Source organism: Parasynechococcus sp., assembly GCF_045559935.1.
Taxonomy (GTDB): domain Bacteria; phylum Cyanobacteriota; class Cyanobacteriia; order PCC-6307; family Cyanobiaceae; genus Parasynechococcus.
The window spans coordinates 656,018-677,196 of the sequence record NZ_JBJLJL010000008.1; the positions used below are offsets into that span (position 1 = coordinate 656,018).

Genomic DNA, 21,179 nt, shown 5'->3' on the forward strand with positions numbered 1-21,179 from the left:
TCGAGCTCAGTAATTCGCTCCGCTGCGCCGTTGATGCACCGCCGTGGATCCCTGGGTATCAAACAGGCCTCCATGATTCACCTGGGCATAAACAAGCCAGTGATCACCGCATTCCATGCGTTGTTTCACCTCCCCCTCGAGCCAGGCGAGTGCGTCCGGGAGCAGGGGCTGTTCGCTTGGGCTGTGGTTCAGCTCCAGTCCGGCGAAGCGGTCGGCGCCCGGTGCAAAGGGCTGGAGAAACTGCTTCATCAGTCCGTTTTCACGGCCTTCAGCCAGCACGTTCAGCGCGAAGCGATCACCCTTGTGCAGCAGTGCTTCCACGGCACGGTCCTTGGCGACCGCCACAGTGATTCCCGGTGGCGTGAAGCTGGCCTGACTCACCCAGCTGGCCACCATCGCTCCGCTCAGGTCTCCCTTGCGCGTGGTGAGCACGCACAACGAGCCGAGCACCCGTCCGAGGGCCACCACAGCAGGATCGCTGCGACTCTCGCTCAGCCCGCCGGCGCTGCGGCGCTGTGCACGCTTCTGCGTCTGCAGCAGTTGGCGGCCGAAACGGGTGCCTGTTTCCTCCAACTGCTTCACGCGCGCAGCGTCGGGGCTGAATTTCACCCGGATCGGCTCGAAACCGAAGCTGAAGCCGCCATCGCGCAGTTTGTTCTCCAGCAGATCAACGGCTTCTCCGCTCCAGCCGAAGCTGCCGAACACACCCACCGGTTTGCTGCGATCCCCTTCTGCCAGCAATGTGCCGAGAGCCGACACAATCGGTGTTGGCGCATGGCCCCCGAGTGTGGGCGAGCCGATCAGGATCGCGTCAGCCTGCTGAATCGCCTTCACCAGTTCATCCGCGGGGGTGAACTCACAGTTGAGGCTGTTCACACGGATGCCGGTGCGGCTCACACCCTGCGCCAGGGCATCGGCGATCGCGGCCGTGTTGCCGTAAGCGCTCGCAAACAGGAGCAGCACGGTCAGGCTGGCGTGTTGATGACGCTCCCCCCAGCGGCGGTAGTCACTGAGCAGGCTTCGCCAGCTGACTTCGATCGCCGGACCGTGGCCGGGCGCAATGGTGCGGATCTCCAGGTCTTCCAGCCGTTCCACCAGGGCATCCACCTGACGGGCCATGGGCGCCATGAGGCAGTCATAGAAATGGCGGCGTTCCTCTTCGGTGCTGCTGCGGTTGCTTTCCGCCCATACCGCCGTGCAGAGGTGGGCGCTGAAGAACTTGTCGCTCATCAGCAGACCCAGGCTCGTTTCAAACGCCAGCAGACCTCCCGGCCAGCGTGGCGTGGGGGCTGGGAGCAGTTGCAGGCTGCGGCCGAAGCCCAATGGCAGATCCTGCTCATGACGGATCACGCGAATCGCCGGCAGATCGGGTAGCGGCGGTTGTGCGTTCTCCTGGCCCGGAGGCGCGGGCTTGCGCAGGCTCCACAGCTCCTGCAACAGCTTGGCGCCGGCGTTGGAGGCGATCAGTTCAAGCCTGGAATAAGCCTCCGCCAGCATGCGCAGCAGAGCCACCCGGTTCGGGTTCACGTGACCGACCACCACCAGGAGTGGTTGATCACCGCCAGGAACCAGAGCGGCCAAGGCGGGCAGAAACACGTCGCCGTAAGCCGCCCCCGGGGGATGAACCAGAACGGCGGGCTGGTCGTCAGCGGCTTCGAACAGCACGCTGTTGGCCGTGCTCCCCCGCTCCAGGGCGTATTCCAGCTCGAACCGGCTGCGTTCAGGACTCAGGCCACGCAGTCCGACCACACCGTGATCAATCGGCAGCTGGATGGTCTGCCGTGTTGCGGTCGCGCTCATCAGTAGTGATTACCCACTTTGCGGTGATGCACAGCAGTGCTGGCATCGGCATCCGCCACATTGCCCTGTTCCACCACCGCATAGATCACCCAATGGTCGGGGCCTTCCATGCGCTGCTCCACCCGGCAGCCGAGATAGGCCAGGGCGTCTCCAAGAACCGGGCCCCCATCCGCGACACCGTCGAGCACGTTCACACCGGCGAATCGATCGGCACCGGGCGGGAAACGCTTCAGGAAATGTCTGAGCAGTTGCTGGTGGTTGTCCTGTCGCAGCACGTTGAGCACGAAGCGATCGCCAACCTGCATCAAGGCCTCGATCGCCCGGTCCTTGGCCACAGCCACGGTGAGCCCGGGAGGCGTGAAGCTGGCCTGACTCACCCAGCTCGCCACCATGGCACTGCGACGCCGCTCGTCCCCTTCACCCTGGCTGGCGGTCACCACGTACAGCCCACCACTGATCCGACCCAGGGCTCTGTCCAGCTCGCCATCCAGGCTCTTCATCGCGGCAATGGCCTTGTCCTTGGTCAGAAGCTGGCCAAGGTCGGTCCCGGCTTCTTCGCAGCGCTGGTAATCGCTTCCCTGTGGAAGCTGGCGGATGCGCAGCGGCGCAAAGGCTTGCTTCTGTCCCTGACTGCGCAGCTGATCGGCCACGGCATCGATGGGTTCATCGTTGCCACCGAACGCGTCGAAGACTGCGACGAGCTGCTTGGGATGAAGCGCTGCCAGCAGTGTGCCGATCGATGTCTGCAGGTCGGCGTCAGGTTCTGCCGGCCAGGTGGGAACCACCACTGCCTTGGCATCCCCGATCAGGGCGGTCAGTTCCTGAGGGTCCGTGGCGCGAAGGTCGACCAGCTGCACCTGGGCGTCGGCCTTGCCGACCCCATGGGCGATTGCCTGGCTGATCCGATCTGAGAATCCGTACTGGCTCAGGTAGCAAACCGCGGCGTAACTCTCGCCCTTGCTGCGCTGGCTGCTCCAATCGCGGTAGTCGCCCACCCAGTGACTGAGATGGTGGTGCAGGAGAGGTCCATGACCGACGGCGATGGTCTTGATCTCCGGCAGGCTGTCCATGCGTTTGAGGGCCTGCAGCACGCTGCGGGCATTGGGCCCCATCAGGCAGTCGTAATAGAAGCGGAAATCCGGTGCAATCGCGCCGGGATCCTGATCGAAGACATCGTCCGAGCAGTAGTGCAGCCCGAAGGCGTCACAGGTGTAGAGGATGCCAGTGCCGTGGTCGAAGGAAAAAATCGTGTCCGGCCAGTGCAGGTTGGGTGCACTGAGGAATTCGAAGCGGTGCTGAACACCGCTGTCGGGATTGGTGCCGAGATCCAGTTCTTCCCCGGATTTCACGGCACGGGACTGGAAGGGCCGGTGCACCTGGTCCTGCAGGAACTGGAGCGCCACCTTCGATCCCACGATCTCGATCTCTGGGTTGAGGTCGATCAGGTCGCCGATCAGGCCGGAGTGGTCGGGTTCCGTGTGGCTGACGATCAGCACGTCGATCGTCGTGGGATCGATCTGCTGCTTCAGGAGTGGTATCCAGGTGTCGCGGAATTTGGCGTGGCTGGTGTCGATCAGGGCCGTTCGCTCGCCCCTGACCAGAAAGGCGTTGTACGTGGTGCCGTTGCGCAGGCCGAACTCGATGTCGAAGCGGCTGCGGTCCCAGTCGAGGGAGCGGATTGTGGTGGTGTCCGCCGCGATGGCTTCGCACTGGAGGCCCAGACGGGGTGCAACGGGAGGGGCGACGACCATGGATCCAGCCTCGTGAAGGTTGATCGTACGAAGGCTTTCCCCTGCACCGCCCCCTGCAGAGTGGGCGGATGCAAGGAGATGGCATGGCACCGACGACTGCGGGTGTGAGTTCGCTGCGCAAGAGCATCGGCCCTGGGGTTCTGTTCGCCGCGGCCTGCATCGGTGGATCGCATCTGATGTCCTCCACCACTGCGGGTGCCCGTTTCGGGTTTGCCCTTGTGGGCCTGATCGTGATCACCAACCTCGTGAAGTACCCCTTCCTGAGGGTCGGCAGCCGTTTCACCGCAGCGACGGGTCTCTCGCTGCTGGAGGGTTTCCAACGGCGCCATCCGGCCTATCTGCCGCTCTACCTGCTGGTGACCCTGGCCACGGGCACGATGACGATCGCGGCGGTGAGTTTCGTGGCCGGTCTGCTGCTCACCAACGTGCCACCGCTCGCTGGGCAGGATCCCTACGGGCTCTCCATTGTGGTGCTGGTGGTGAGCGCTCTTGTGCTCGTGCTCGGTCACTACCGCGCCCTTGATCGTCTCTCGAAGCTGCTGGTGGTGCTGCTCACCCTGCTCACCGGAGTGGCAGCGATTTCGCTGCTGTTCCGGGGTTCCGTCGGAGACGTGGCCGGCAGCTGGGTGTCCACGGATCCCAGTCCCTGGACGCTGGCCAACCTCGGTTTTCTGATCCCCCTGATGGGCTGGATGCCGGGACCGGTGGAGATGTGCGTCTGGCCTTCGCTCTGGATGTTTTCCCGCGCTCGCGACACAGAGCACACGGCTTCGCCCCAGGAGGCGGATCTCGATTTCAATCTGGGCTACGGCGTTTCCCTGATCACGGCGTTCTTCTTCGTGACACTCGGGGCTTACACGATGTACGGCAGTGGCGACGGGATGCTCAGCGGTTCAACGCTGTCCTTCGCGCAGAAACTGATCCGGCTGTACACCGAAGCCATGGGGGGCTGGGCGGCCTGGGTGATCATTCCGGCGGCCTTCGCGGCCATGTTCAGCACCACGATCACCTGTCTCGACGCCTATCCCCGCAGCATCGCCGCCATCCAGGGACTCTGGAGTGGGCATGACAGCGGTGATGCCAGCCCGGGTCCCCAGCGGCGGCGTTTCAGTCTCTGGGTGGTCCTTCATCTGCTGGTGGCCGTGGCGGCGCTGGTCTGGGCCCGCAGCGGCGGGCTCAGCGTGAAGGATTTCGTGTTCGGCGCGATGACGGGCAGTTTCCTCACGGCGCCGTTGTTCGCCTGGATGGCGATGGACACCATCAACAGCTCTCTGGTGCCGCCGGCTTACCGCTACAGCCCTCTGATGCGCGGACTCAGCTGGTTCGGCCTGGCGTTTCTCACAGGCTTCAGCCTGCTGTTCATCGCCCGCTATTTCGTCGGCCTCGGAGCCTCCTAAACGACGAGGGAGGGGCCAGCAAAAAACCCCCGCCGAAGCGGGGGTGAGTCCGTTCTGTCCACCGCCGTGCGGTGCGTCAGCTTTCGACCTTCACCGTGACACTGGTGTGGCTGACGGCTTTGCCGGCGCTGATTTCCAGAATGCCGTCGCGGTAGGTGGCCTGCAGCTGATCGCGGTCGAGTCCTGTGGGGAATCGGAAGCTGCGGCTCCAGGTACCGTTGCGGAATTCGCTCAGCAGAGCGGGCTTCTCGGCTTCGCCGTCGCGTGCGCCACGGCGCTCGGCGCTCACCACCAGGGTGCGGTCGGTGGCTTTGACGTCGATGGACGCACGCTCCACACCCGGCAGCTCGAGGCGAACGGTGTAAGAGTCATCGGCTTCGACCACCTCGGCGTTGGGAACACGTTCGGCGGAGGCCATCTGCTGTTCGAGACGCTCGAACAGATCGAAGGGGGATTGATGCAGGGTCAGCATGATTGTTGATCCGAAGAGTGAACATCTGCGGACTGGGTTGAACGCCCGCAATGACAATCTGCGCGGCCTTGATGACATCCAGAAGGGCGAGAACCGTCTATTGAGGTTCGGTGCATACGACTGGGTTCGGTTGGCACCACTGGAATGTCGTTGAAACCGAAACGATGGATCCGAGCTCAGCTCCACCACCAGTCGCTGAAACAGGCCGCCTGGCCGCAGCGGCGGTTCTCTTCGTCCCAGAGGGTCCAGATGCGGGCATCGCGGATCTGGAACCGGCGCCCGCTGTGGCTGACGCGGGTGCCGCTGTAGCCACGAATCGCTTCCTTGGTCTGTGCCTCGATGAGGGCCGTCTGCCGCTCGCTGCGCTCCTCCTCCGGTGCTGTCAGGCGTGAGGGCATGCCCACGAGCTGCTCCCATCGCAGGCCCCAGAGCTGCAGAGCTGCGGCATTGCCGTAGATGATCAGCGGGTCGCTGCCCGTGCCATGGGCCAGCACGGGAAAGCCGCAGGCGAACAGTTCCTGGCAGGCCAGTCGCATGGACTGGCGCGAGCGTTCACAAGCCATGAGCGGGCGACCGAAGGCCCGCTGATGGGAACTCAGCAGCAGCGTCACCAGTCCACGCTTCTCCCCGGTCAACCAGGGGGCTTCATTCATGCCCTGATCAATGGCCCGCTGCCATGGCCTGGAGCATGGCCCGCTGGGCACTGGCCTGACCGTGGCCGCGAAGGTTGCTCAGAAACGTGCTGCGCGCATCTGGGAAGCGGGGGTCCTCGGCCAGCGGCAGATCGCCGGCGGCATCGAGGCCCGTGTCGCCCTCCATCGCTGCGGTGATCACCACAAGATCACCATCGAGGCTGCGGTTGTAGCGCCACCAGAGAGCGGGATCGAGAACGGCCGGATGCGGCAGGAGGGGAGGAGGCGTCTCCTCGGGGGGGGCGGCGTCCCCAGCTCTCTGCTCGGCGAGGCTGGCCAGGGCCTTGCGCCGCTGTTCCGCCAGGTCCTCCAGAAGCTTGGTGCGGGTGCGGCCCCGCAGCTGGAACAGCACGAAGGGGTCTTCGCTGAAGCGATCCCCCATCAGGAAATAAACGGCGCTGATGTGCTTGCAGGGGTTGGCCTTGTCAGGGCAGTTGCATTCGCTGCGCACCTCCTGAAGCTTGAACGGGAACAGGCGCTTGCCGCTGGCGGCGAAGGCACGTTCGATGTCCGCCGGCATGATCCCCGCCAGCAGCTGAGCGGACCAGCGCGCTTTCTGCGCCAGTGCTTCGAGCACGTAGGCCCAGTCTTCATCGCTCAGCACGTCCAGCCAGAGCTTCACCTTGTAGGGGTCCTCTCCCGTGCCCTGCACCCGGGCATGCACGCGCCGGCCTTCGAAGCGGATCGAGGTCACATTGCCTTCGCGGGCGTAGCTCCAGGCCCGCTCCAGCCGTTTCTTGAAGCGGTAGCCGTTGATCAGCTCCATCCACTGTTCCACCCACCAGGGCTGCTGGCCGAGCCCTTGATCGCCGATGGATGTGATGCCGTTGGTCGTGGTCATCGTGCTCAGGTGTCGTCGAGGGCAACCAGATCGCGGAGTTGATCGCCGGCGAGGCTTCCGAGCCAATCCTCGCCGGATCCGATCACATCCTCCGCCAGGCGTGATTTCTCTCGGATCATCCGATCGATCTTCTCCTCCACCGAGCCGCTGGTGATGAATTTATGCACCATCACGCGGTTGGTCTGGCCGATCCGATACGCCCGGTCCGTGGCCTGATTCTCCACCGCCGGATTCCACCAGCGGTCCACATGAAACACATGGCTGGCTCGGGTGAGGTTCAGACCGACTCCGCCAGCCTTGAGAGACAGCAGGAACAGCTGCGGGCCGCGGGGATCCTCCTGGAAACGATCCACCATCGCCTGGCGTTCGCTTTTGCGAGTGCCTCCATGCAGGAAGGGAACTTCCGCTTTCCAACGTTGCTGCATCCAGGCCCTCAGCAGATGTCCCCATTCCGCGAACTGGGTGAAGAGAAGGGCGCGATCGCCGGCTTCGATCACCTCGTCCAGGATTTCCTCCATGCGTTGCAGCTTGGCGGAGCGCCCCAGAAAGCCATCGTCCACCGCGTCTTCCCTCAGGGCCAGGGCCGGATGGTTGCAGATCTGCTTGAGCCGGGTCAGCAGCCCCAGCACCTGCCCGTGACGCTGGCCGCGGGGTGCTCGGGCGATGGCATCCAGGGTGTCCTCCACCGTTTTGCTGTAGAGGGATTTCTGCTCCCTGCTCAGGCCCACCCACTCGCTCAGCTCCACCTTCTCCGGCAGATCCGAGATGATCGATTTGTCGGTTTTGAGCCGGCGCAGGATGAACGGACCCACCCGCGCCTTGAGGTCCCGCAGTGAGGCCATGTCGCCGTACCGCTCGATCGGCATGCGGTAGCGCTGGCGGAAGAAGTCCTCTTCCCCAAGCACCCGGGGATTGAGGAAATCCATCAGCGCCCAGAGCTCGCTGACCCGGTTCTCCACCGGCGTGCCGGTGAGGGCGATCCGGAAGCGGTTGCTCTTGCTGGGGCGCGCCAGATCCCTGGCGGCCTGGCTCTGCTTGGCGCTGGGATTCTTGATCGCCTGGGCCTCATCGATCACCACTCCCTGCCAGTCCTGACTGTCCAGCAGCTCACTGTCCCGCTGCAGCAGGCCATAGCTGGTGAGGACCAGATCCACCTCCTTCAGGGCCTTGTGCAGCGTGGCCGGGGTGGAGGGCCGGCGTGGACCGTAGTGCTCCTGCACCGTGAGCTCCGGAGTGAACGCTTCCGCCTCCCGCTTCCAGTTGGTGAGCACGGAGGTCGGTGCCACCAGCAGCACCGGACGCTTCAGCTCCTGTTCAGCCTTGAGGTGCTGCAGGAAGGCGAGCAGCTGGATCGTTTTGCCCAGCCCCATGTCATCAGCCAGGCAGGCGCCCTGATCGAAGCGGTGCAGAAACGCCAGCCAGCCCAGCCCCCGTTCCTGATATGGACGGAGCTGACCGCAGAATCCTTCTGGAGCCGGCAGCGGGTCGGGCGCTTTCTGCTGGTGGTACTGCTCGAGAACCGCCTGCAGGCGGGGCCCGGCATCGAACTGATGCACCGGCAGACGCATCATCAGTTCGCCTTCCGCCGCCGTGAGCCGCAGCGCATCGTCCAGGCTCAGGTCGGTGGAGGCCCCGCAGAAGCGTTCGGCGTTCCTGAGATCGTTGGGCCGAAGTTCGATCCAGGCCCCCTTGTGCCGCACCAGCGGACTTCGCTTGTTGGAGAGCCGTTCCAGCTCCCGCAGGGTCAGGGTGACCCCCCCGATCATCAGATCCCAGCTCCAGTCGAGGGATTCACCCAGGGTGAAACCGCTGGAGCGTTCGGGCAGTTCCGCCTTGATGGCCAGACCCAGGCGACTGGCCAGGCCGCCCGACAGGCTTGGGGGGAGATCCACGCCGACTCCGGCATCCCGCAGCTGGCGCGCTGCCGTTCGCACCAGGACGAAGGCTTCCGCTGGCGTGAGCTGCATCGTCTCCGGAGTCGCGGTGTCCAGTCCCCGTTCGATCGGAGGGAAGACACTGAGCGCCCGTCCCAGTCCTTCCAGCAACACCTCACCGGGCTGATCCACCTTCACCTCCCCCAGCTGCAGGGTGTCGGCTCCTGATGCCCAGGCCGCGGCGGCTGGCAGTTTCAGGCTGGGGTCGGCTTCCGCCTGCAGGCCGAAGCGCAGTTCCCAGAGGTCTTCACCGTCCGAGGGCGTGTTCAGCTCCAGGCAGGTGCGGGCCGCGGCGACATCACCGGCGATCCCTTCCCTCCAGTGCAGGCTGGCGCTGGAAAGCCGTTCTGCCTCTTCATCGCTCACCTCCACCACGCCGGTGGACGACGCGAGGGCGTCCTGCCAGAGGGTCAGCAGCGGGTCCAGCCCATCGCCGGAGGGCCGGAAGTCCTTGCGCAACTGCGCATCCACGAGATCCTCCAGCAGCGTTGCGACCCGCAGACGACCGCTGCGTGGCCTGCAGCAGGCCACGGGATTGGCGGCTCGCATCGCTTCCGGCCGCAGCCGCGTCATGCGATTGCTGCGCCGCCCCATCGGTTCCCTCCAGGGAAGAGCGCAGGTGGCCACCAGGGGCAGGCTGGCGGCGAGATCCTCCAGTCGTCGCCGATCCTCCTCCCGGTTGAGCAGGGGCACCCAGCGGGCTCGGTGGGGGTACCCCTCGCCCTTGCTCAGCTCCATCTGCGGAATCCAGCGGCCACGGGCCACCAGGCTCAGGGCCCACCGCTGCAGATGGCTCCACCAGCGCAGTTCATCGGCCAGGTCGGGATGATGACCGGACAGGGGCAGTCGAGAGAGCCAGTCCGTGGCAGCCGACGGCTCCACCGCCAGACCCTCCACCTGCCAAGGCCACCATTCCGTCTGTTTCGGGATCGGTTCTCCCGCCTGCATCGGCAGGCCGGTCCAGCCCGTCGTCTCTTCATCGATCGGCTCGTCTGCCTTGCTGCGGCTTTTGCGGGGTTTCACCGTGCGGCTGGGCAAGGTGAGGCAAGCCGTGGCGTCGATGCTGCCGTCGGGCAGCAGATCCCGCTCCTGCAACCAGGCCTTGAGGTCTTCGCTGGCGAGGGTGAACGGATGCAGGGCAGGAGTCAGGCCCGGTCCCGCCGGAGTCGCCACGCGCCACGTGTCAGCCCACACCAGCAGGGCCGGCTGCCCTGAACTGGTGGATGAGCGGATGGCGGGAAGCCAGGTGGCGTGCAGCAGGCTCATGGCCGCGACGCGGGAAGGAAGCGGTGGAGTCCGTTGAGCAGGAGAGCACTGCCGATCAGCGGCAGCCAAGCCTGAAGGAGTTCCACGGTTAATAATGCCAGAGCGTCTGTCCGCAGGTTTTCGAGGCTCAGCGGCAGGCCGAGGCTGCGCACGCCGCAGACCGCTCCCACCAGTCCCGCCTGCAGGTGGCTGTCGTCTGGGTCCACACGCTGCAGATGAAAGGCCAGCAGCCCGTAGAAGAGACCACAACCTCCCGAGCGGATCGCCATCTCAAGCCCCCAGGGCAGGCTCATCAACCCTGCGCTGAGGCCGGCCAGCAGGGCCCAGCCGATCGACTGCCACCGCAGTCGGGCGCGGGCCTCGGATTCGCTGGGCAGTTCAGCCACGATGGTCGGCGGCTCAGGAGCGATCATGACGGCTGGAATCGCCTTCCCTCCCATGGCTGCCGCCGCTTCGTCGTCCTCAGCAGCGTCTGTGCCCCGCAGTGGTGAGGAGATCAGGGCAGCGTTTCTCAACTTCTACGCCGAGCGTGGTCACGCCGTGATCGCGAGCGCATCGCTGATTCCCGAGGACCCCACGGTCCTGCTCACCATCGCCGGGATGCTTCCGTTCAAGCCGGTGTTCCTCGGGCAGCGGGAGCGGCCGGCGCCGCGGGCCACCAGCAGTCAGAAGTGCATCCGTACGAACGACATCGAAAACGTTGGCCGTACAGCCCGGCATCACACGTTCTTCGAAATGCTGGGCAACTTCTCCTTCGGCGATTACTTCAAGCAGCAGGCGATTGAGTGGGCCTGGGAGCTGAGCACCAAGGTCTACGGCATCGACCCCAAGAACCTGGTGGTGAGCGTCTTCCGGGAGGACGACGAGGCCGAGCAGATCTGGCGCGATGTGGTGGGGGTGAACCCCAAGCGGATCATCCGCATGGACGAGGCCGACAACTTCTGGGCGTCCGGCCCGACGGGGCCCTGCGGCCCCTGTTCGGAGATCTATTACGACTTCAAGCCCGAGCTGGGCGATGCCGGCATCGATCTTGAGGACGACGACCGCTTCATCGAGTTCTACAACCTGGTGTTCATGCAGTACAACCGCGACGCTGAGGGCACCCTCACGCCGCTGGCCAACCGCAACATCGACACCGGCATGGGTCTGGAGCGGATGGCTCAGATCCTGCAGAAGGTTCCCAACAACTACGAAACCGATCTGATCTTTCCGCTGATCCAGGCGGCCGCTGATCTGGCGGGGGTCGACTACCACCAGCTCGACGACAAGGGCAAGACGTCGTTGAAGGTGATCGGCGATCACAGCCGTGCCGTCACCCAGTTGATCTGCGATGGCGTCACCGCCAGCAACCTGGGCCGCGGCTACATCCTGCGCCGTCTGTTGCGCCGCGTGGTGCGCCATGGACGTCTGCTGGGCATTGACAAACCGTTTCTGGTGCCGATGGGGGAAGCGGCGATTGCCCTGCTGCAAGGCGCTCACCCCAGCGTGATCGACCGGCAGGAGGTGATCCTCACGGAGCTGCGCAGGGAGGAGGCTCGCTTCCTGGAAACCCTCGAGCGCGGCGAGAAGCTGCTGTCTGAGGTGCTGGCTGGCAAGCCTGTGCAGATCAGCGGCGCTCAGGCCTTCGAGCTTTACGACACCTATGGCTTCCCGCTGGAGCTCACCCAGGAGATCGCCGAGGAGCATGGGCTCTCGGTGGACCTTGCTGGATTCGAGGCCGCCATGCAGGAACAGCGCCAGAGAGCCAAGGCCGCAGCCGTGAGCCTTGATCTCACCCTCCAGGATGCGATCGAGCAGGTGGCAGCGGACCAGGAGCCCACGGCATTTCGGGGCTATGCGGTGCTGGAGCATCCCAGCTGCGTGCAGGCCCTGGTGGTGAACGGCGAGCCGGCCACGACGGCCTCCCCCGGAGATGCGGTGCAGATCGTGTTGGACACCACGCCCTTCTACGGGGAGGGTGGCGGTCAGGTGGGGGATCGCGGCGTCCTCAGCGGTGCTGATCTGATCGTGGCGATCGAGTCGGTGAGTCGCACGCGGGACGTGTTTGTTCATGCCGGCCGACTCGAACGCGGTCAGCTGTCGCTGGGGGACACCGTCCATGCTCAGGTGGACCGCGCCTGTCGTCGTCGTGCCCAGGCGAATCACACGGCGACCCATCTGCTGCAGGCCGCCCTCAAGCAGGTGGTGGACCCAGGCATCGGTCAGGCCGGTTCTCTGGTGGACTTCGATCGACTCCGCTTCGACTTCCATTGCCCGAGTGCGGTCACCCCTGAGCAGCTGGCTCAGATCGAGACCCTGATCAACGGTTGGATCGCGGAGGCTCACGGCCTCGAGGTGCAGGAGATGGCGATCGATCAGGCCAAGGCGGCTGGTGCTGTGGCGATGTTCGGCGAGAAATATGCCGATGTGGTGCGTGTCGTCGATGTGCCCGGGGTGTCGATGGAGCTCTGCGGCGGCACCCATGTGGCCAACACCGCTGAGATCGGGCTGTTCAAGATCGTGGCGGAGAGCGGTGTGGCCGCCGGTATTCGCCGGATCGAAGCCGTTGCTGGCCCAGCCGTGCTCGCTTATCTGAATGAGCGTGATGCGGTGGTGAAGCAGCTGGGGGATCGCTTCAAGGCCCAGCCCAGTGAGATCGTCGAACGGGTGAGTGCTCTGCAGGAGGAGCTCAAAGCCACTGGCAAGGCGCTGGCCGCGGCTCAGGCCGAGCTGGCGGTGGCCAAGGCCGGTGCTCTGGCTGCCAAGGCTGAGCCCGTGGGCGAGTTCCAGCTGCTGGTGGAACGCCTCGACGGCGTGGATGGTGCCGGACTGCAGGGGGCGGCCCAGAGCCTGGCTGATCAGCTCGGGGATGGTGCTGCCGTGGTGCTTGGCGGACTGCCCGACCCCTCCGATCTGGGCAAGGTGATTCTGGTGGCGGCCTTCGGCAAGCAGGTGATCGCTGCCCAGCTGCAGGCGGGCAAATTCATCGGCGGCATCGCCAAACTCTGCGGCGGCGGCGGCGGCGGTCGCCCGAACCTGGCCCAGGCGGGAGGCCGCGATGGATCAGCCCTGACCGATGCTCTCGCCAAGGCTCGATCGGAGCTCGAAGCAGGCCTTCAGTCCTGAAGGTAGGTGGTCTGGCGCAGGCTGCTCTCCAGGTGATCCAGCAGGCGACGTGATTCATCGATGCGGAGCTGACCGGCGCTGATCGCGGCTTCGGCGGCCACCCGCAGTCGTTCCAGCAGAGCGCGTGGATCGTGTTCCATCGCCTCCAGGACATCGGCGTTGGTGTCCCCACGCACGACGTGATCCACCCGATAGCTCCCCCCGGGACTTAGCCGGATGTGAACGGCGTTCGTGGTCCCGAACAGGTTGTGCAGATTGCCCATCACCTCCTGGTAGGCGCCGCTGAGGAAGAGGGCGATCAGATAAGGCTCACCAGGCGCCAGGTCGTGGAGTTCCAGCAGCGGCTTGGGTTGGCCGTCACCGATGAAACGATCCAGGCGTCCATCGGAATCACAGGTCAGATCAGCCAGATTGGCCAGCCGGGTCGGGCGCTGGTCGAGCCTCTGAATCGGCAAGACCGGGAAGAGCTGATCGATGGCCCAGGTGTCCGGCGCTGAACGGAAGATGGAGAGGTTGGCGTAGTACGTACCGGCGAGCGCACTGCGGAGGGCTGAGAGTTCCTCGGGGACGGCTCCCTGCTCCGGTAACTGCCTGGCGATGGCATCGGCGCAGGCCCAGGTGAGTTGTTCGGCGGTGGCACGGTCGGGAAGCCCCATGTAACCGAGCCGGAAGGCGGCGAGGGCGTCCTGCTTGAACTTCAGGGCGTCATTCCAGGCTTCCTGCAGACGGACGAGCCGTGAATCCGTGGTGTCCGGCAGCCCCTGAATCGTGGCCAGGGTCTCCCTCAGGTTGCGGACGGTGAGCGGTTCTTCAGCAGCAGGATCGGGAATGGAGGCCGGCAGGGCGCTGCTGCCCAGCACGTCGAACACCAGCAGCGAGAAGTGACTGGCGATGGCCCGCCCGCTTTCACTCACCAACGTGGGCACCTCCACGCCGTTGGGTTCGCAGCATTCCCGCACCGTGGCCACCACGTCGTTGGCGTAGTTCTGCAGCGAATAGTTCGTCGAAGCCGCCGTGGCGGTTCGGCTGCCGTCGTAGTCGATGCCCAGCCCACCGCCGACGTCCAGGAAGCCCATGGGGGCTCCGAGCCGTCGCAGCTCCACGTAGATCTGAGCGGCCTCCTGGAGGGCGTCCTTGAGAACGGCAATGTCGTTGATCTGACTGCCGATGTGGAAATGCAGCAGACGCAGATCCTTGAGCAGATCGTGATCCCGCAGACGTTCCACGGTTGTCAGCAGGTCGGGAATCGAGAGTCCGAATTTCGCCTTGTCGCCCACTGAGCTTCCCCAGCGACCGGTGCTGCGGCTGGACAGTTTTGCGCGCACGCCGATGTAGGGAGCCGCTCCGAGACTGCCGCTCGCCTCGATGATGCGATCCACCTCGTCGGGTTGTTCGATCACAACCACCGGTTGTCGGCCGAGGCGCCGCGCCAGGATCGCTGTCTCGATGTAGAGGCGATCCTTGTAGCCGTTGCAGATCAGCAACGCATCCGGGTCATCGAGCAGGGACAGGGCAATCAGCAGTTCGGCCTTGCTTCCGGCCTCAAGCCCGAAGTTCCAGCGGCGCCCGCAGCTCACCAGCTCCTCCACCACGTGGCGCTGCTGATTGCATTTCACCGGGAAGACACCCTGGTAACGGCCCTGGTAGCCGTACTGGGAGATCGCGCGCTCAAATGCGGCGTGAAGCCGCTCCAGCCGGTCTTCCAGGATGTCGTCGAAGCGAATCAGAAGGGGCAGGCCGAGGTTGCGACCGCGCAGCTCGGACACCAGATCCACAAGGTCAAGACTGCCGCCGCGTTCTCCCTGCGGTTGAACGCTGATGTGTCCGCGGCCGTTGATCGCGAAGTAGGGCTCACCCCAGCGGTCGAGCCCGTAGAGCGCTGAACTGTTCTGGATCGACCAGCCTTCGCCGTCAGCCACCTGCGCTCGTCAACGTGCACGGCCGGAATCTAGGAACATTCCTGCCGGAGCTCAGCCTCTGTACTTGCCAAGCGGGCAGGCCAGCGCTGACGATGACGGCGCTTTCTGATTGATACCAACCCATGGCCGAACGCACGTTCATCGCCATCAAGCCCGACGGCGTCCAGCGCGGCCTGGTGGGAGAGATCCTCGGCCGCTTCGAGCGCAAGGGGTTCAAGCTTGTGGGGCTGAAGCAGACCACTCCCAGCCGTGAGCTTGCTGAGCAGCACTACGGGGTTCACAAGGAGCGCCCCTTCTTCGCTGGGCTGGTGGAGTTCATCACCTCCGGCCCGGTGGTGGCCATGGTCTGGGAAGGCGACGGCGTGATCGCCAGCGCCCGCAAGCTGATCGGTGCCACCAAGCCCCTTGAGGCTGAGCCCGGCACCATCCGGGGTGATCTGGCGGTGAACATCGGTCGCAATGTCATCCACGGTTCCGACGCCCCTGAAACAGCTGCGTTCGAGATCGGTCTCTGGTTCGACGCCTCGGAACTGAACGACTGGACGCCGTCGGATCAGGGTTGGCGCGTCGAGGGTTGATCCCTCTCCGCAAACCGTGACCAGTTGAAAGCCCTCAGCAGCGCTTCATCGCTGCTGCTGAGGGGTTCCTCTGAGATCGCCGCTGTCAGCAGCTGGGCGGTCACCGCGGCAAGCAGCACGCCGTTGCGGTGATGGCCGCAGGCCAGCCACAGACCGGAACTCGGGCCAGGTCCGAGCAGCGGGCCTTCATCCGGGGTGCAGGGGCGGAAGCCCCACCAGCGCTCCATCGGTGGCCAGCCCGCAGCAACCGGCAACAGGCTGGCGATTCCCGTCTGCAGCTGTTTCTGACCATCCGGGGTGAGCCCCTCGGAAAAGCCGGCCTCCCGTTCGCTCGTGGCTCCGACGACGACCAGACCGTCCTCCCGCGGAACGAGATAGATGCCGGGGCCGAAGATCACCCGCTTCAAGGCCTCGCGAGGGCCCTGGAGAGACAGCATCTGCCCCTTCACGGGGAAGACCGGCAGTTCAGGGACCAGCATTCGGCTCCAAGCTCCACTGCAGAGAACAGCTGCCCTTGTCTCGAAGACCTGTTCGTCTCCCTCAGCGGTACGCACCAGCACGCCCCTGAGAGCTCCATCGGAGTCCTGGGCCAGCTTGCTCACTTCGGCGCCCTCGAGAAAATGCACGCCGAGTGAGACGCAGGCTCGTTCCAGGGCCCGCATCAGCCTGCGGCGGTTGTCGATCTGTCCGTCCTGCTCAAACAGCAGACCAGTGGTCCAGTCCTCCCCCAGATCCGGGATCTCCTGCTCAAGTTGAGATCGGTTCAGAGATTGCCCAAGGGCAGCGGTGGGATAGGCATCCCGTTCTCCCGCATCCGTGAACGGCACCACGATTCCACTGGTGCGGAGACCGCAGGGGAGGCTGCTGTCGGCTTCGATCTGGGCCACCCAGCTCGGGATGCGCTCCAAGCTCGTTTCACCGAGCTGCAGCAGCTCGTCTTGCAGTCCTTCTGCGTGGGGGGCGAGCATGCCGGCGGCGACGAAGCCCGCTGCTTCGCTTCGCCGCCGGCTGATCACCAGAACCTGTCGCCCGCGTCTGGCCAGCTGATGCGCCATCGCCAGTCCCATCAGACCGCCCCCCAGGACAAGGATCCGCTCTTGGGCCGCGGTGTCGCTCACGTCGTCGGTCGCTTCCGTTTGTTCTAGGTCAACAGCTCGACAGGCACCGACGCTGCCTTTCCATAGGATTCAGGCGTCTGAACCGATGCCGAGATGGCCGCAGCAGAGCCCGCCTGGGAAGCCGTGATCGGCCTGGAGACCCACGTGCAGCTGGGCACCGACAGCAAGATCTTCACGGCGGCGTCCACCGCCTTCGGAGACGATCCCAACACCCACATCGACCCTGTGGTGTGCGGGCTGCCAGGCACGTTGCCTGTGCTGAACCAGAAGGTGCTCGAGTACGCGGTGAAGGCGGCGATGGCGTTGAACCTCAACATCGCCGAACACAGCAAGTTCGACCGCAAGCAATATTTCTACCCCGACCTTCCGAAGAACTATCAGATCTCCCAGTACGACGAGCCGATCGCCGAGGAGGGCTGGATCGAAGTTGAGGTGGCCGAGAAGGGCAAGGACTCCTATCTGAAGACCATCGGCATCGAACGCCTTCACATGGAGGAGGACGCCGGCAAGCTCGTGCATGCCGGCAGCGATCGCCTGGCCGGATCCACCCATTCGCTGGTGGACTACAACCGGGCCGGTGTGGCTCTGGCGGAGATCGTCAGCAAGCCGGACCTGCGCACGGGTCGCGAAGCGGCCGAATACGCCTCGGAGATCCGCCGGATCATGCGTTATCTCGGCGTCAGCGACGGAAACATGCAGGAGGGCTCCCTGCGTTGCGACGTCAACATCTCCGTGCGTCGGGGGCCGGATGCGCCCTTCGGCACGAAGGTGGAGATCAAGAACATGAACTCCTTCTCAGCCATTCAGAAGGCCTGTGAGTACGAGATCAAGCGTCAGATCAAGGCCTACGAGACCGGTGAGCCGATCGTTCAGGAGACCCGGCTCTGGGATGAGGGCAAGCAGCTCACCAAGAGCATGCGCAGCAAGGAAGGCGCCAGTGATTACCGCTACTTCCCGGATCCCGACCTCGGCCCGATCGAGGTGAGCGCGGATCAGCGGGAGTCCTGGCGCGCTGAATTGCCCGAGCTGCCGGCGGCCAAGCGGCATCGGTATGCCGATGAGCTGGGGCTGTCCCAGTACGACGCCCGGGTGCTCACCGACGAACGACCGATGGCGGACTACTTCGAGGCTGTTGTCGCCGCCGGTGCCGACGCCAAGCTCTCCGCCAACTGGATCACCGGCGACATCGCGGCCCATGTGAACAGCAATCGCCTTGGTTACGACGATCTGCCGTTCCGCCCGGAGCAGCTGGCCGAGATGGTGAAGCTGATCGACGGCGGCAAGATCAGCGGCAAGATCGCCAAGGAGATCCTTCCCGATCTGCTTGAGAAGGGAGGCTCACCCAAAGCGCTCGTGGACGAGCGGGGACTGGGGATGATCAGCGACCCCGCGGCGATCGAAGCGATCGTGAATGACCTCCTGGCGGCCCATCCGGGTGAGGTGGAGGCCTTCCGGGGCGGGAAGACCAAATTGCAGGGTTTCTTCGTCGGGCAGTTGATGAAGAAAACGGGAGGCAAGGCTGATCCCAAGCTCGCCAATCAGATCCTCAGCCGCAGGCTCAAAGGGGAATGACGACCGGACCCTCCATCCCTGATGCCTGGAGGGAATGGTTGCTGCACAATCGTGACCGCGGCTGCGATCCGGTTGGCTTGATCGATCGCGCCTTGGTTCAGGGGTTCGAGCGTGCAGCCATCGAAGCGGTGCTCGACTCGCCCGAAACAGTCCTGACGTCGGTCCCGCGATCATCGGCCCCCACACCGGACTGGCGTCGTTGGTTCGAGGCCCCGCTCACCCGACCGGACCATCTGCCGCGGGCCTGGCGGCTCGACACCCCCCTGGCCCAGCTCTATGAATTGCCCGGCCTGTTGTCCCGTCAGGAATGCCGGGAGCTGATCGAGGCCATCAACGGATCGCTCCAGCCTTCCACCGTCACCCGTGGAAGCAGCGACTACCGCACCAGCCGCACCTGCCATCTGCGGCAGGACCACCCAGGGTTTGCCGCACGCCTGGATCAACGCTTCGCGGCCCTGCTGGGCGTTGACCCACGGCTGTCGGAGCCGATTCAGGGGCAGCGTTACGACCCCGGGGAGTACTTCAAGGAGCACACCGACTGGTTCGCTCCCGGCACCAAGGAGTTCACCCAGCACACCAGCAACGGCGGCCAGCGCACCTGGACGGTGATGGTTTATCTCAACGCCGTGGAGGAAGGGGGTGAAACCCTGTTCCGTCGCCTCGGACGGCATTTCAGCCCCGTTCCCGGGATGGCGCTGGCCTGGAACAACCTGCAGGCCGATGGCACGCCGAACCCCTTCACCCTGCATGAGGCTCTGCCGGTCGAGTCCGGCAGCAAGTGGGTGATCACGAAATGGTTCAGGGCGGAGCCAGGACGCAACGGCTGAGCTGATCCTCCAGCTCCTGCTTGGTGCCGCGGTTGTCGATCAAGCGATCTGCCAGCGGGCGTTTGCGGGCCAGAGGCCACTGGGCACCGAGCCTGGCTCGGGCCTGCACCGCATCGAGACCGTCCCTCTGCATCATCCGCGCCAGCTGCTGCTGCTCGTCGCAGTCGACCAGCCAGATCTCGCTGCACAGGCCCGTGAGTCCAGCCTCGAACAGCAGGGGAATCATGAGCACCACCACCGGTTCATCCTCCAGGGCATCGAGGGCCTGATCGAACCGCTCTCGGACCACCGGATGAATCAGCTGCTCCAGCCAGGCCCGCTCAGAGGCGTCCCTGAACACGATGCGGCCCAGAGCGGCTCGGTTGATGGCGCATCCATCGATGGCCACAACCTCTCCGTAGCGCTCCAGCACGGCCAGGGTCTGAGGCTGTCCCGGTCCGATGGCGTCCCTGGCGAAATGATCCGCATCCAGCACAGGCCAGCCAAGAGCTTCCAGCCACCGTCCAACCGTGCTTTTGCCGCTGGCGATTCCCCCTGTCAGTCCAATGCGTCGTTGCATGCCGCAAAGGCAGGATGAGAACAGTCTCCCTTGACGGCGATGGCGTCCTCCTGGAAGCCGGTGCCCGGCGGTGTCACAGCACCCCAGGGCTTTCTGGCCTCAGGCATCGTGGCCGGATTGAAACCCTCCGGCAAGCCCGATCTGGCCCTGCTGCTCGCACCGCAGGGGGCAGTCTGCGCCGGCAGTTTCACCCGATCCTGTGTGCGGGCCGCCTGCGTTGACCTGTGTGCAGATCGCCTGCAACAGCAGGGTGGAGCAGCGCGGGCGGTGTTGATCAATTCCGGCCAGGCCAATGCCTGCACGGGTGACCGTGGTCTGATCGACAGTCAGCGTGCCACTCAGGCGCTGGCGGATCGTCTTGGCCTGGATGCGGAGGAGGTGCTGATCTGTTCCACGGGTGTGATCGGTGTACCGATCCCGATGGATGTGCTGCTGGCTGGCTTTGATCCTCTGGTGGAGGCTCTGAGGCCGGAGGGGGGTTCAGCCGCTGCCGAGGCGATCCTGACGACGGACCTGGTGGACAAACAGATCGCCATTGAGGCGGAACTCAACGGCCGCAGTGTGCGGATCGGTGGCATGGCAAAGGGGTCGGGCATGATCCACCCCGATATGGCCACGATGCTCGGCACCATCAGCTGTGATGCCGCGGTGCCTTCCCAGGTGTGGAAAGGCATGGTGCAGCGAGCGGTGGAGCGCTCCTTCAATGCCATCACCGTGGATGGAGACACCAGCACCAATGACACCGTGCTGGCCTTCTCTGCCGGTGAGCCCTTGCCGGAGTCCTGTCACGCCACGCTTGAGCAGGGAGTCACCCTGGTGGCGCAACACCTCGCCCGGGCGATCGCCCGGGATGGGGAAGGGGCCACATGTCTGATTGAGGTTCAGGTGGAAGGAACGTCCACCGAGGCCGGTGCACGACAGATCGCCAGGACGATCTGCGGTTCCTCGCTGGTGAAGACCGCTGTCCATGGTCGTGACCCCAACTGGGGCCGGATCGTGGCAGCGGCCGGTCGTTCCGGGGTGGCGTTCGATCCAGAGGCAGTCGCCCTCTGGATCGGGGCTCATCAGTTGATGGACGCAGGCCATCCCCTGGCATTTGATCGTTCTGCGGCATCGGCTTATCTCAGTGAGCGGGCCCATGGCCGCTACCTGGTGGATGATTCCGTTCGGATCCGTCTTGCCGTTGGCTCCGGGGGCGGACAGGGCACGGCCTGGGGATGTGATTTGTCAGATCAATATGTACGCATCAACGCCGATTACACGACATGACCGCAAGGCCTTGGCGTGACCGGATCATGCCCGTCAGGCATCCTGAGGATCCATAAACTGAAGCTAAACACAACGCGCC

The 21,179-nt window shown here is 64.8% G+C and carries 16 protein-coding genes; 6 read left to right on the top strand and 10 right to left on the bottom strand.

From position 1 onward, the window contains the following. Nucleotides 1-6: 6 nt before the first annotated feature. Complete coding sequence (locus ACJ0G7_RS07860; RefSeq protein ID WP_407395646.1) at nt 7-1,800, bottom strand: flavin reductase; 1,794 nt, start codon at nt 1,798-1,800, stop codon at nt 7-9. Then, nucleotides 1,800-3,551: a diflavin flavoprotein gene (locus tag ACJ0G7_RS07865; RefSeq protein ID WP_043693547.1), complete on the bottom strand. Its 1,752-nt coding sequence runs from the start codon at nt 3,549-3,551 to the stop codon at nt 1,800-1,802. The genes ACJ0G7_RS07860 and ACJ0G7_RS07865 overlap by 1 nt, the downstream gene beginning before the upstream one ends. Before the next feature lie 83 nt (nt 3,552-3,634). Here ACJ0G7_RS07865 and ACJ0G7_RS07870 point away from each other — a divergent pair, with 83 nt between their 5' ends. After that, complete coding sequence (locus ACJ0G7_RS07870; RefSeq protein ID WP_043693544.1) at nt 3,635-4,948, top strand: NRAMP family divalent metal transporter; 1,314 nt, start codon at nt 3,635-3,637, stop codon at nt 4,946-4,948. A 76-nt stretch (nt 4,949-5,024) separates the two neighbouring features. Here ACJ0G7_RS07870 and ACJ0G7_RS07875 read toward each other — a convergent pair whose 3' ends face one another. The 5 genes from ACJ0G7_RS07875 to ACJ0G7_RS07895 form a co-directional block, all read right to left on the bottom strand. Beyond that, nucleotides 5,025-5,420: an Hsp20/alpha crystallin family protein gene (locus ACJ0G7_RS07875; RefSeq protein WP_407395647.1), complete on the bottom strand. Its 396-nt coding sequence runs from the start codon at nt 5,418-5,420 to the stop codon at nt 5,025-5,027. Between the two features lie 176 nt (nt 5,421-5,596). Further along, on the bottom strand, nt 5,597-6,073 hold the full coding sequence (locus ACJ0G7_RS07880) for an MEKHLA domain-containing protein (protein ID WP_043693538.1): 477 nt from the start codon (nt 6,071-6,073) through the stop codon (nt 5,597-5,599). 7 nt (nt 6,074-6,080) lie between these two features. Beyond that, entirely contained in the window at nt 6,081-6,953 is an 873-nt protein-coding gene (locus tag ACJ0G7_RS07885) for an SWIM zinc finger family protein (RefSeq protein WP_043693535.1), read from the bottom strand. A 5-nt stretch (nt 6,954-6,958) separates the two neighbouring features. Next, a complete protein-coding gene (locus ACJ0G7_RS07890; RefSeq protein WP_407395649.1) occupies nt 6,959-10,153 on the bottom strand; it encodes a DEAD/DEAH box helicase in 3,195 nt (1,064 codons plus the stop codon). Then, nucleotides 10,150-10,566, bottom strand: a complete 417-nt coding sequence (locus ACJ0G7_RS07895; protein ID WP_407395650.1) for a hypothetical protein — start codon at nt 10,564-10,566, stop codon at nt 10,150-10,152. The genes ACJ0G7_RS07890 and ACJ0G7_RS07895 overlap by 4 nt, the downstream gene beginning before the upstream one ends. A 25-nt stretch (nt 10,567-10,591) precedes the next feature. Between ACJ0G7_RS07895 and alaS the strand changes: the two genes are divergently transcribed. Next, a complete protein-coding gene (gene alaS / locus ACJ0G7_RS07900; RefSeq protein ID WP_407395880.1) occupies nt 10,592-13,258 on the top strand; it encodes an alanine--tRNA ligase in 2,667 nt (888 codons plus the stop codon). On the opposite strand, the gene speA is transcribed toward alaS, so the two are convergent. Further along, nucleotides 13,249-15,177, bottom strand: a complete 1,929-nt coding sequence (gene speA / locus ACJ0G7_RS07905; protein ID WP_043693528.1) for a biosynthetic arginine decarboxylase — start codon at nt 15,175-15,177, stop codon at nt 13,249-13,251. The genes alaS and speA overlap by 10 nt on opposite strands. Before the next feature lie 122 nt (nt 15,178-15,299). Between speA and ndk the strand changes: the two genes are divergently transcribed. Further along, nucleotides 15,300-15,755, top strand: a complete 456-nt coding sequence (gene ndk, locus ACJ0G7_RS07910) for a nucleoside-diphosphate kinase (protein WP_043693526.1) — start codon at nt 15,300-15,302, stop codon at nt 15,753-15,755. On the opposite strand, the gene ACJ0G7_RS07915 is transcribed toward ndk, so the two are convergent. After that, nucleotides 15,731-16,822 carry an NAD(P)/FAD-dependent oxidoreductase gene (locus ACJ0G7_RS07915; protein WP_407395882.1) on the bottom strand — a complete coding sequence of 364 codons (1,092 nt, stop codon included), beginning with the start codon at nt 16,820-16,822 and terminating at the stop codon, nt 15,731-15,733. The two genes, ndk and ACJ0G7_RS07915, sit on opposite strands and share 25 nt — an antisense overlap. Nucleotides 16,823-16,966: 144 nt before the next feature. Between ACJ0G7_RS07915 and gatB the strand changes: the two genes are divergently transcribed. Then, the gene (gatB, locus tag ACJ0G7_RS07920; protein ID WP_043693520.1) at nt 16,967-18,445 is read left to right on the top strand and encodes an Asp-tRNA(Asn)/Glu-tRNA(Gln) amidotransferase subunit GatB; all 1,479 of its coding nucleotides are present in this window, start codon (nt 16,967-16,969) and stop codon (nt 18,443-18,445) included. Next, nucleotides 18,442-19,272 (top strand): 2OG-Fe(II) oxygenase, encoded by an 831-nt coding sequence (locus tag ACJ0G7_RS07925; protein WP_043693517.1) that lies wholly within the window; start codon nt 18,442-18,444, stop codon nt 19,270-19,272. Before gatB ends, ACJ0G7_RS07925 begins: the two co-directional genes overlap by 4 nt. Here ACJ0G7_RS07925 and coaE read toward each other — a convergent pair. Further along, nucleotides 19,244-19,831, bottom strand: coding sequence for a dephospho-CoA kinase (coaE, locus tag ACJ0G7_RS07930; RefSeq protein WP_407395652.1), 588 nt, complete (start codon nt 19,829-19,831; stop codon nt 19,244-19,246). The two genes, ACJ0G7_RS07925 and coaE, sit on opposite strands and share 29 nt — an antisense overlap. A 39-nt stretch (nt 19,832-19,870) precedes the next feature. Here coaE and argJ point away from each other — a divergent pair, with 39 nt between their 5' ends. Then, nucleotides 19,871-21,100 (top strand): bifunctional glutamate N-acetyltransferase/amino-acid acetyltransferase ArgJ, encoded by a 1,230-nt coding sequence (gene argJ, locus ACJ0G7_RS07935; RefSeq protein WP_407395654.1) that lies wholly within the window; start codon nt 19,871-19,873, stop codon nt 21,098-21,100. The last annotated feature ends 79 nt before the right edge of the window (nt 21,101-21,179 follow it).

Coding starts and splice junctions, on each gene's coding strand:
- ACJ0G7_RS07895 (WP_407395650.1), bottom strand. CDS start 10,566: ATGATCGCTCCTGAGCCGCCGACCATCGTGGCTGAACTGCCCAGCGAA.
- ACJ0G7_RS07880 (WP_043693538.1), bottom strand. CDS start 6,073: ATGAATGAAGCCCCCTGGTTGACCGGGGAGAAGCGTGGACTGGTGACG.
- alaS (WP_407395880.1), top strand. CDS start 10,592: ATGGCTGCCGCCGCTTCGTCGTCCTCAGCAGCGTCTGTGCCCCGCAGT.
- coaE (WP_407395652.1), bottom strand. CDS start 19,831: ATGCAACGACGCATTGGACTGACAGGGGGAATCGCCAGCGGCAAAAGC.
- ACJ0G7_RS07915 (WP_407395882.1), bottom strand. CDS start 16,822: ATGGGACTGGCGATGGCGCATCAGCTGGCCAGACGCGGGCGACAGGTT.
- ACJ0G7_RS07925 (WP_043693517.1), top strand. CDS start 18,442: ATGACGACCGGACCCTCCATCCCTGATGCCTGGAGGGAATGGTTGCTG.
- ACJ0G7_RS07860 (WP_407395646.1), bottom strand. CDS start 1,800: ATGAGCGCGACCGCAACACGGCAGACCATCCAGCTGCCGATTGATCAC.
- ACJ0G7_RS07885 (WP_043693535.1), bottom strand. CDS start 6,953: ATGACCACGACCAACGGCATCACATCCATCGGCGATCAAGGGCTCGGC.
- ACJ0G7_RS07865 (WP_043693547.1), bottom strand. CDS start 3,551: ATGGTCGTCGCCCCTCCCGTTGCACCCCGTCTGGGCCTCCAGTGCGAA.
- ACJ0G7_RS07870 (WP_043693544.1), top strand. CDS start 3,635: ATGGCACCGACGACTGCGGGTGTGAGTTCGCTGCGCAAGAGCATCGGC.
- ACJ0G7_RS07875 (WP_407395647.1), bottom strand. CDS start 5,420: ATGCTGACCCTGCATCAATCCCCCTTCGATCTGTTCGAGCGTCTCGAA.
- argJ (WP_407395654.1), top strand. CDS start 19,871: ATGGCGTCCTCCTGGAAGCCGGTGCCCGGCGGTGTCACAGCACCCCAG.
- ACJ0G7_RS07890 (WP_407395649.1), bottom strand. CDS start 10,153: ATGAGCCTGCTGCACGCCACCTGGCTTCCCGCCATCCGCTCATCCACC.
- ndk (WP_043693526.1), top strand. CDS start 15,300: ATGGCCGAACGCACGTTCATCGCCATCAAGCCCGACGGCGTCCAGCGC.
- gatB (WP_043693520.1), top strand. CDS start 16,967: ATGGCCGCAGCAGAGCCCGCCTGGGAAGCCGTGATCGGCCTGGAGACC.